This is a genomic window from Maribacter sp. 6B07 (assembly GCF_002700155.1).
GTDB lineage: Bacteria > Bacteroidota > Bacteroidia > Flavobacteriales > Flavobacteriaceae > Maribacter > Maribacter dokdonensis.
Genome location: NZ_PDUT01000001.1, coordinates 2,058,957 through 2,071,026, shown reverse-complemented (window position 1 = coordinate 2,071,026; position 12,070 = coordinate 2,058,957). Strand labels below are relative to the sequence as shown.

The following is a 12,070-nucleotide window of genomic DNA, read 5'->3' as shown; positions in this document are numbered from 1 at the left end:
GATAATTGATAACTGACAACATATGAAACTCTGGGATAAAGGATTTAGCACCGATAAAAAAATCGATCACTTTACAGTTGGCAACGATAGAGAATTGGATTTACACTTAGCAAAATACGACGTTATTGCCTCTAAGGCACATGCAAAAATGCTGGGTAAAATAGGATTGATTTCCCCCAAGGAAACCGCTGAACTTGTAAAAGAACTTGATAATATTGCCGCGCGAATAGAAAAAGGCACATTTTCTATAGAAAATTCTTTTGAAGACATGCATTCTAAAATTGAATACATGCTGACACTAAGTCTAGGAGATACCGGTAAAAAAATACATACTGCACGTTCCAGAAACGACCAAGTTCTTGTAGCCATGCATTTATACCTAAAAGATGAATTGACAGAAATAAAGGCGATGACAAAATCGCTTTTCAACCTTCTTTTGTTAAAAGCACAAGAGCATAAAGATGTTATGCTACCAGGTTACACACACTTACAGATTGCCATGCCATCTTCTTTTGGGCTATGGTTTTCCGCCTATGCAGAAAGCTTAATAGATGACCTTTATTTTATTGAAGCGGCCTACAAAGTTGCAGATCAAAATCCGTTAGGTAGTGCTGCCGGTTACGGTAGTTCATTTGCTATAGACCGTAGTTTTACCACCAAAGAAATGGGTTTTGAAACCATGAAATATAATGTGGTTGCAGCACAAATGAGTAGAGGAAAAGCTGAAAAAGCTACCGCTTTTGGTATTGCCAACATTGCAGCTACCCTATCTAAAATGGCCATGGATATTTGCTTGTATATGAGTCAGAATTTCGATTTCATCTCTTTTCCAGATGAGTTAACCACGGGTTCCAGTATTATGCCACACAAGAAAAATCCCGATGTGTTTGAGTTGGTACGTGGCAAATGCAACAAACTACAGTCTATTCCTAATCAATTGACATTGGTCATCAATAATCTACCTAGTGGTTATCATAGAGATTTGCAATTGGTGAAAGAAATTATTGTTCCGGCAATTCAAGATATGAAGGCTTGTTTAGAGATTTTAACTTTTAGCCTAAAGGAAATCAGAGTGAACGATAGTATTCTAGACGACCCAAAATATGATTATTTGTTTAGTGTGGATACATTAAATGAGTTGGTACAAAGCGGTATGCCGTTTAGAGATGCCTACAAGAAAATGGGTATAGAGATCAATGCAGGTACTTTTACTCCAAAAAGAGATATTCATCATACACATGAAGGAAGTCTAGGTAATTTATGCTTAAAAGAGATTCATGATAAAATGAAAAAACTCAACTGATTTTCACATACTTATCAGAATAAATCTTGGTAAACTGCGCTCCAAAAGTGACTATTAAACTAGAGTAGGACACCCAAAGCATGACCAAAATTATACTCCCGGCCGCCCCATAGGTAGAGCCGGGTTCCGCTTTTCCAAAATAGAATGCCAAAGCATATTTACCAAGTAAAAACAATACAGCAGTAAGTGCGGCACCTACTTTAACCGCTTTCCAACGAACATGAGTACTGGGCAAATACTTGAACATAGCCCCAAATAATAAGTAGATAAAACCAAGTGATAATATTAGATCTAAAACGAACCCAAGTTCTAACATACCATCTGGCAAAAGTCTGGAGAGCTGCGTTGAAAACGCCGATAATAGAGAAGTCAACACAAAACTAACCAATAATAAAAAGCCAATAATAATTATAAAACCAAAACCTTTTAAACGCATAAACAATGTAGAAATAAACTCATTTGTGTATTTAGGTTTTGCCTCCCAAATTTCATTCAATGCGTTCTGTAATTGATAAAATACTCCAGTAGCACCATAAATTAACACACCGATCCCTAAAAGGGTAGCAATTAACGAAGTTTGCTGACTACCTTGATCCTTGATCATCTCTTGAATAGATTGTGCGGTTTCTGGTCCCATGGCAGAAGAAATTTCAGCGAACAATTCTCCCTGAACTATTTCCTTACCCCAAATACCGCCAACTAATTCCAATATTAAAATAAGCAGACCTGGCAATGACAATATTGCATAATATGCTATAATAGCACTAATCTGAAATGGCTCCTTTTCCATCCAAGCATGATACGTTTTCAGTAATAACTTAGGGAGATGGGATAACTTAAAATTAGATATTTTGCTTTTAGTTTCAGTAGACATTCAATAGTGAATTTACGCTATGATTAAATGTAACACAGATACCTTTTTTGTAATAATGCTATCCAAGAAAATACTATCTCTTTAGCAATATCGCCTAGACACCAACTACCTGATTTAAATGTATTTCCGTTAGGAATTCCATTACACAACTATTTAACTAGTATTCACAACAAATAATTTTAACATTTGACATACATGAGCATATTTGAAAAACACATTTGATCAAACTAACCAGCATGTCATTACTTAAAAAGAGTATTGCCCTTTGTCTTTTTCTATTAAGTGCCAACTTATTTTCACAATCATTTACTTCTATCTGGAATACCAATAATACCGAAACTGGATCTTCACTCAACAATGAAGTTACCATACCAACAAATCCGGCATTCACTACTTATAATTACAATGTAGATTGGGGAGATGGGTCTTCAGATACTGGAATAACTGGAAATATCACCCATACCTATGCAAACCCAAGTACCTATACAATTGAAATAAGCGGCACTTTTCCATCTATCTATTTTAATGATGACAATGCCAGTGACAAATTAAAAATCATTGAAATATTGGCTTGGGGCACCATACAATGGCAGACAATGGAAAATGCTTTTTATGGCTGTGAAAACTTAAATTTTGATTTAATTGATTCGCCAGATTTAACCCAAGTAACTTCATTGAAAAATATGTTTAGAGGAGGAACTTCATTCAATGGAATTGTAAATGATTGGGATATAAGTACGATTACTGATCTATCTGGAACTTTTGCAAATTGTAACACCTTTAATAGACCTTTAGATTTATGGGATACAAGTAACGTTACAGATATGTCTGAAACCTTTTATGGTGCAAATCAATTTAATGAACCATTAGATAATTGGAATACTAGTGCTGTAACCATTATGAAAGGAATGTTCCGCGGGGCTGCACGTTTTAATCAAAATATAAACAATTGGAATGTTAGCAATGTTACTGACATGTCTCAAACATTTGCATACACTAATGCCTTTAATACACCTTTAAATAACTGGGATGTTAGCATTGTCACAGATATGACCGCTATGTTTGATGGGTCAGGTTTTAATCAGCCTATTGATAATTGGAATGTTAGTAATGTTACTACTATGTCTGGCATGTTCAGACATGCTCAATATAACCAACCCTTAGCAAGTTGGGACGTATCTTCTGTTGTTAATTTTTCTGATATGTTTCAGAGAAATAGAACATTTAATCAACCTTTAAATAGTTGGGTCGTAACTAATGCTACGGATATGTCTGGAATGTTCGATGGTTATTACTGGGACCAAGTTTATAACTACCCTTTAGATAATTGGAACGTAAGTAATGTTTCCGATATGAGTTATATGTTTAGAGATAACTCTGGTTTTAATCAAGATATTAACGGTTGGGATGTAAGCAATGTTACCAATATGCAAGGTATGTTTTCACAAACAGATGTTTTCAATCAAGATCTTAGTGGTTGGAATGTGAGTAACGTTACAAACATGTCTACAATGTTCCAACAGGCACAATTATTCAATCAGCCTCTAAACAATTGGAATATAAGTAATGTAGATAATATTTCATCAATGTTTGATAGGGCTTCAAATTTCAATCAACCATTAAATTTATGGAACGTCAGCAATGTTACTAGTTTCCAAAATATGTTTAACCGTGCAAGTTCTTTTAATCAAGATATAACGGGCTGGAATACATCTAATATTACCAATATGTCCGGTATGTTTACTTCTGCCACCAGTTTCAACCAAAACTTGGATGTTTGGGATATTTCTTCTGTAGCTAATATGACAAATATGTTGTCAAATAGTGGCTTATCGCAGGAAAATTATGATAATACTTTAATTGGTTGGTCTGGGCAAACTGTAAACTCCGGAATAAATCTAGGTGCTACAAACCTACAATATTGCGATGCCCTTAACCAAAGACAAAGTTTAATAGATGATGATGGTTGGACAATATCAGGAGATGTAGTAAACTGTTCTTATGTACTTTGTACAGATATAACTATGCCACACGCCAGTGATACAGCAACACCAGCAAATAGTGATATTCGTTGGGATCCAGCACCAAACGCTACTGGCTACCGTATTTACTTAGAATTAGAAAGAGGTGGCTTAAGAAACTATGTTAATATAAATGGTTCACCAGCAAATAATCTAGATATTGGCAATACAGTAGGAATTAGTTTCACTAACGAATTTGACCCAGGAGATATCGTTTATGTTACCGTAGTACCTTATAATGGTGAAGGGGATGCTGTAGGATGCCAAGAAATTAGTTTTACCGTGGTGGAAAGTTGGGTAAATAGCCCAGACGCATTTAAACTAACCTATGATACTACCTTGCAAGAAGGCACAACCACGACACCAATTAACCAACTTATGATTCAAACCCAATCTGGTTTAACTTACGATTATAATATTGATTGGGGAGATGGGCAATATGACAATAATGTAACTGGAGGTATTACACATACCTATTTAACTCCAGGAATTTATACAGTAAGTATAATTGGAAATTTTCCTAGTCCTAGACACAATCAATCCAGCGGTGATGCATACAAACTTTTATCCATAGATCAATGGGGAACTCAGGTTTGGGAAAGCATGAACAACGGTTTTGCCGGCTGTGAGAACATGGAATACAACGCAACGGATATTCCAAACCTTTCCAATGTTACGGACATGTCTAGTATGTTCATTGTTTGTAGAAAATTTAACGGTAATATTAATGACTGGGATGTTAGTAATGTAACTTCTATGTACGGTATGTTTGGTGTAGCCTCAGTTTACAATCAGCCATTAGACAGTTGGGATGTAAGTAATGTAACCAACATGAATTTTATGTTTTCTGGAGCTAGTGAATTTAATCAGAACATAAATAATTGGAATACAGGCAGTGTAACTAATATGTCAAGAATGTTCAGACAAGCAACTGTTTTTAACCAACCTTTAAATAATTGGGACTTAAGCAATGTAACCGAAACATCCCAAATGTTTAGTTATACAGATGCGTTTGACCAACCTTTAAACAATTGGAATGTAGCTAATGTAATTGATATGGAAGAAATGTTCCATTATGCTGAACTTTTTAATCAAGATATTCATAGTTGGGAAGTTACCAACGTTACTAATATGGCTTCTATGTTCAACTATGCTACTAGCTTTAATGAACCACTAAATAGCTGGGATGTTTCATCGGTAACCAATATGGCTTCTATGTTTAATGGTGCTGATGCTTTTAATCAACCTTTAAACAGTTGGGATGTCAATAGGGTAAACACTATGGTTGCCATGTTCAGTAGTGCTGATAATTTTAATCAAAATATAGATAGTTGGAATGTAACCAATGTAACCAATATGTCTTCCATGTTTAGCTATGCTTCAAGTTTTGACCAACCACTAAACAGTTGGGATGTAAACTCTGTGGTAAACATGTCCAGTATGTTTCGTGGTGCAGCAGTATTTAACCAACAGTTAGAAAACTGGGATGTTAGTGCAGTAGCAAATATGACTTCTATGTTCGAAGATGCCGTAATCTTCAACCAACCTATAAATACATGGAACGTTAGTTCGGTAACACTAATGGAGTCTATGTTTGAGGATGCTGCAGTATTCAATCAAAATTTGAATAACTGGAATACTGCGGTAGTAACCAATTTTGAAGCCATGTTCAAAAACGCCCTAGTTTTTAATGAGCCTTTATCCAATTGGAATACTGGCGAAGCTCTAACCATGCAAGAAATGTTTAGTGGAGCAACTGCTTTTAACCAGAATATAGATCCTTGGGATGTTTCTTTTGTAACTACTATGCAAGCTATGTTTAATGACGCTACCAGTTATAACCAAACCATGAATTCTTGGAATGTAGCTTCTGTAACTACTATGGAAGACATGTTTAAAGGCGCAACAGCATTTAATGAAAATATAAGTGACTGGAATGTTCGTGGTGTTATTACTATGGAAGAAATGTTCAGTGGTGCCACCGCCTTTAACCAAAACATAAACAACTGGCGTATTTCTGGAGTTGAAAACATGGATTATATGTTCAGAAATGCATCTACATACAACCAACCTATGGATTTATGGAACCCTGGAAATGTTTCTATGCGTGCTATGTTTGATAATGCCATTGCTTTTAACCAAAGTTTAGCTGAATGGGATGTTAGTAATGTTACTAATATGAATGATATGCTAGACCATACGGCTTTGGTTAGAGAAAACTACGACAACACCTTAATTGCATGGTCGGAACAAACTTTAAATAGTGGAATTACCCTTGGCGCAGAAGATTTACCGTATTGCGATGCCCAAGAAGAAAGACAATCTATGATAGATAATTTTGGGTGGACATTTGATCAAGATGTTCGTGATTGTCCTATTCCAGACTGTACCCTACTTACCGCACCATTAAACGGCGATACAGATGTACCGGTAAATACCAATATTACTTGGGAACATACCCTATATGCACAAGGATATAGATTAACTGTCGGTACAACATCTGGTGGCAATGACATTGTTAATAATGAAACTATAACCAATGAAACATCATATGAATTTGCTTCAGATTTTAATACAGGCGATACGGTTTATGTAACTTTAATTCCTTTTAACGATGAAGGGGATGCTGTTGGTCCTTGTACCGAAGAAAGTTTTACCATATCAAATGATCCGGCAACCATACCAGATTGTACCACTTTAATTGAGCCTTTAGATGGAGCAACTGATGTTGCCGTAACCACAGACCTAAGTTGGAATCCAATTTCCAACGCAGATGGTTATAAAATTACTGTTGGCACCTCTACTGGCGCAAGCGATATTCTTAATGCTGAAGATGTTGGAAATATTACCACATATGACCTTACAACAGATTTACCAGAGGATAGTGATATTTTTGTAACTATAATTCCTTATAATGATGAAGGGGATGCTACAAGTTGTACCGAAGAAAGTTTCCATACCGAAATAATTCCGGTACCCCCAACATGCACCAATTTAACTTCTCCACTAAATGGAGCAACAGATGTTGCCATAGATAGCCATTTAAGCTGGACAGCTATAAGTAACGCAACAGGGTATTTGGTTACTGTTGGCACCACATCGGGGGGTATTGAAATAGTGAATAATATTGATGTAGGCAATGTAACCACCCATGATATTCCTGCTGATTTACAAGAAGCACGATTACATTTCGTAACTATAATACCATATAATGATGAAGGTGATGCAACAGGCTGTATGGAAGAAACCTTTACTACAGGAGATTCTACCAGTCCGCCATCTTGTACAACATTAACCGCTCCAATTAATGGTGCATCCGCTGTAGATCCAGCTACTAATTTAAGTTGGACAGAATTAACCTCAGCAACAGGATTTAAATTATCGGTTGGAACTTCAAGTGGAAGTTCTGATATTTTTACAGGTGATGTGGGTAATGTAACTACTTACGATCTTACTGCCAATTTGCCTGAAAGCACTACTATTTACGTAACCGTAACCCCTTACAACGATAATGGTGATGCTATTGGCTGTACGGAAGAAACCTTTATTACTGATGGTCCACCTTTATGCACTACCCTTATAGCTCCTTTAGATGGCGCTACCAATATCGATGTAGACACAAATATAGAATGGAACGCTGTTGCCAATTCAAATGGTTATAGGGTCACCGTAATTGCCAGTAATAGTACCGCAAACAATATGACCGATTTTGAAATAACAACAGGTACAACTTTTGATTTTTCCAATGATTTTATACAAGGCGAAACGGTTACTGTTACCATAAAACCCTACAACGATAGCGGAGAAGCCTCAGGGTGTACATCTGAATCGTTTACAATAGTACCACCACCAATACCTAACTGTACATCACTAATTACCCCATTGAACAATACTTTTGATGCCGATATCGATACGGATATTAGTTGGAATGCCGTAACCGGAGCTACTGGCTACAAATTAACCGTCACCGCAAGTGAAAGCACTAACAACAACCTAAACGAGGTTGATGTTATCGCAACTTCTTATGATTTTACAAGTGATTTTATACAAGGTGAAACGGTAACCGTAACCATAAAACCATACAATAATTCTGGTGAGGCAGCTGGCTGTACTACAGAAACATTTACCATAAAACCAGTACCTACATGTACTAACTTAACACAACCAACAAATGGTGATATGGCAGTTGTGACCAACACCTCAATCTCCTGGAATACAGTAACAGATGCTATTGGATACTTTGTAACCGTTTCAGGAAGCTCAAGTACAACTAATAATGTGACAGATTTAAAAACCACAAACACCACTTTAGACTTCTCAGAAAGTTTTAACCAGGGAGAAACGGTATCGGTAACCATAACACCATATAACGAATCTGGTAACGCCATTGGTTGTAGTACAGAAAGCTTCACCATAGAAGCCCTACCTGTATGTACTACCCTAGTTCTACCAGCAAATGGCGATATAGATGTGCCAGTGAATACCGATTTAGAATGGGCAGAAATTGCAGAAGCCGATGGTTATCTGCTTTCGGTAACTGGTAGTACAAGTTCAGCGAATAACATCAACGAACTAGATATTACTACTGGTAACACCTATACTTTTACAAGCGATTTTGAACAAGGTGAAACTGTTGAGGTAATTATAATACCTTATAATAATGCCGGCGAAGCTATTGGATGTTCCTCTGAAAGTTTCAATATAAAGGCCATACCAAATTGTACAAATTTAATAGCTCCAATAGACGGAGCAGAGTTGGCTGAAGTTAATGAAATCTCATGGAACACCATACCTAATGCCAATGGTTACAAACTGACCATAACCTCAAATAACAGTACAGAAAATAACGTAACCAATTTAGAAATTACAGATACTTCATACGTTTTACCTAATGAGTTTAACGAGGGAGAAACCGTTACAGTAACCATTATACCTTATAATGAAGTAGGTGATGCCTTAGGTTGTACTGCAGAAAGCTTTACCATTAGACCATTACCTTCTTGTACCAGTTTGATCAGTGCTTTACAAAATACAAATAACGTTGCTGTAACCGCTGACATTGAATGGAATGCCTCTAACGATGCAGATGGTTATAGAATTTCCATAGGTACAAGCGCTAACGGCAATGATATTGTAAACAATGAAGATGTTGCATCTTTAACCAGCTACATATTAAATGAAGACCTGCCTTCTGAAACCTTGATTTTTGTAAGTATTACCCCCTATAACACCTCTGGAGATGCCATTGGTTGCAACTACGATAGTTTCACCACAGAAATCATTGCTCCTAATTGCTCATCCCTAATGAGTCCGGCAAACGGCGAAACCAATGTTCCTCTAGAGAGCACCATTACTTGGGAAGATGTCGATAAAACAGATGGATACCGGATATCTATTGGAACCTCTCCGGATACAAATGATATTCTTGACAATTTAGATATGGGGTTAGCTACGCAATATACCCATGGCGAAGAGTTTCCGTTCAATACTGAAATTTACGTCACCATTATCCCTTACAACAGTGTTGGGGAGGCTATGGCTTGCGACCAACAAAGTTTTACCACTTTAACACCTGAAGATGAGACTAAATATGGCTTTTCTCCCGATGGTGACGGAATAAACGAGTATTGGCATATAGAGCATATTGAGTATTATCCAGAAAATGTCGTCAGCATCTATAACCGATGGGGAGACATGGTGTTTCAGATTAAAAATTACGATAATGCCTCTAACGTATTTTCAGGTATCGCTAACATGAGCACTAAATTAGGTGCGGATCAATTGCCAACTGGTACTTACTTTTTTAACATCGAAATTGATGGTGAAACCATTTTAAGAAAAACACAAGGCTTCCTTGTTTTAAAGCGATAAAAACATGCAGAATTTATATAAGAACATCGCTTTAATGGCGTTAATTAGCTTTGCCCTGATCAACTACAGCTCAGCACAGCAAACCCCTACTTTTTCGGAATATAATTACAACCCGTATTTAGTCAATTCCGCTTTTGCCGGATTGGCACCAAGCGCAGAAATAGGCATTAGCAACACGGGCACCTTTAACCAAATTGAGGGTAGTCCCAAAAGCTTTGCATTAAGTTTTCACACCCCTTTAAATCGAGGTAAAATAGGTTTAGGAGCAGGATTAATAAGAGATGAAATTGGTGTAACCACCTCAACTAGTGCATTTGCCACATACTCCTATAAAATTTTCTTTGACACAAAAAAGAATAGACCCTACTGGCAAATCTATACTCCTAATTCATTATCATTTTCCATTTCACCTGGAGTACAACAATATCAAGATAACTTATTGGAATTAGGAATAATGGACGATCCTAATTTCGCAATGAACATTAATGCTACAGTACCAACAATTGGTCTTGGATTTTTATTGAACCTGGCAGACGTTTATGTAGGGTTTTCAACACCTAACGTAATTGGCGACATGCTCGTTTCAGATGATAACGTAGAAATAAATGTTCCCTATTACGGATATTTAGGCTATCGTTTTTTCTCCAATAAATTTGAAGAACTAATGATAAAGCCCAACTTATTGCTGAAATATGAAAATGGCGCGCCCTTTCAAATAGATATGAATATAGCCGTAAGCTTTAAAAATCGTTTTGAATTAGGTACAGGCTATAGGTCCAACTCATCAATAAATTTATTGGCTGGTGTATACTTGTTTAAAAATATAAGGGCAATTTACAGTTACAATGTAGCCACTAACAATTCTACATTAGGGAACACCCATGGTATTATTGCTACCTATCGTTTTGGTCAAGGGTTTAGTAGAGATTAAATACCTTTTAACAATTTATGAATAAACTCTAATTTTTTCTCAACAGGTTTTGAGATTATAAACGGATAGGGATCATCTTCTCCCAAAGAACGGTTCATACTATTAAGTGTAAATAAAAGGGGAATACCTGTTTCCATTATTCTACTAAAATCAGTAACGGTATATGGATCAAAAGCCGCATTCATTTTCAGGCTTTTCTTAGCAATTATTTTAGGATTTGATTTGAGACCGAAATTATAGGCGGTTTCCAATACATCAGTCAAGTGTAAGTAATGGGACCACGTTTCTGCCCAATCTTCCCAAGGGTGGGATGATGCATATTTACTTATAAAACTTTGTTGCCAATTTGCCTTTGGACCATTATTATAATGGGTGGTCAATGCATCTGCATACGATTGAGATTCATCACCAAAAATGCTCCTAAAATCCGCTAATACCTCCGGATTATCACGAATTAGCAAATCCCAATAATAATGTCCCACCTCATGTCTAAAATGACCGAGCAAAGTTCTATACCGCTCTGCCATTTGCTGTTTTACCTGCTCGCGAAAAACAGGATCCGCTTCCGCTATCATAAGGGTAATTACACCATCTGCATGACCCGTTTTTAATCCTTTTGATTCTTCTGGAAGCTCATCTTTCTCCAAAAAATCAAAGCAAAAACCTTTATCATCATCTATTGTTTTGCTAACTACCGGTAGTCTAAAACGCAATAATTGATATACCAATCTGTGCTTGGCAACCTCTATATATTTCCATTTTTTAAGATTATCATCATCTAAAAGATGCGGAATTGTTCTGTTCAGGGTACAGGCAAGACAGAATTTGCGACCTCTAGAAACGTCAACCAACCAGTTACAGACCGTGTGCTTATAGTTCTCACAATATTCATAGGTCTTTCCATCCAGTTCTTTAACCTGCCATTTAGCAGCGCTTGGATCTAAAGAAACAATTTTATTGTAATATGATGAATAACCCAGTTTAAAACCGCAGTTTAAACATGTATTGTTTTCAAAAACAACCGTACTCTTACAATTGGTACACTGAAATAATTTCATATCCTATAGCCT

5 protein-coding genes are annotated in these 12,070 nt (G+C 36.5%); 3 read left to right on the top strand and 2 right to left on the bottom strand.

All coding sequences use genetic code 11. The features are described from left to right. Nucleotides 1–22: 22 nt before the first annotated feature. The gene (gene argH / locus CSC80_RS08680) at nucleotides 23–1,303 is read left to right on the top strand and encodes an argininosuccinate lyase (protein ID WP_071340433.1); all 1,281 of its coding nucleotides are present in this window, start codon (nucleotides 23–25) and stop codon (nucleotides 1,301–1,303) included. On the opposite strand, the gene CSC80_RS08675 is transcribed toward argH, so the two are convergent. Next, nucleotides 1,296–2,177 (bottom strand): YihY/virulence factor BrkB family protein, encoded by an 882-nt coding sequence (locus CSC80_RS08675; RefSeq protein WP_074670124.1) that lies wholly within the window; start codon nucleotides 2,175–2,177, stop codon nucleotides 1,296–1,298. The genes argH and CSC80_RS08675 overlap by 8 nt on opposite strands. Before the next feature lie 236 nt (nucleotides 2,178–2,413). On the opposite strand from CSC80_RS08675, the gene CSC80_RS08670 reads away from it, so the two are divergent. After that, the gene (locus CSC80_RS08670) at nucleotides 2,414–10,069 is read left to right on the top strand and encodes a BspA family leucine-rich repeat surface protein (RefSeq protein ID WP_099191072.1); all 7,656 of its coding nucleotides are present in this window, start codon (nucleotides 2,414–2,416) and stop codon (nucleotides 10,067–10,069) included. 4 nt (nucleotides 10,070–10,073) lie between these two features. After that, the gene (locus CSC80_RS08665; RefSeq protein ID WP_074670127.1) at nucleotides 10,074–11,000 is read left to right on the top strand and encodes a PorP/SprF family type IX secretion system membrane protein; all 927 of its coding nucleotides are present in this window, start codon (nucleotides 10,074–10,076) and stop codon (nucleotides 10,998–11,000) included. Here CSC80_RS08665 and CSC80_RS08660 read toward each other — a convergent pair. Beyond that, on the bottom strand, nucleotides 10,997–12,058 hold the full coding sequence (locus tag CSC80_RS08660; protein ID WP_099191068.1) for a putative zinc-binding metallopeptidase: 1,062 nt from the start codon (nucleotides 12,056–12,058) through the stop codon (nucleotides 10,997–10,999). The two genes, CSC80_RS08665 and CSC80_RS08660, sit on opposite strands and share 4 nt — an antisense overlap. Between the last annotated feature and the right edge of the window lie 12 nt (nucleotides 12,059–12,070).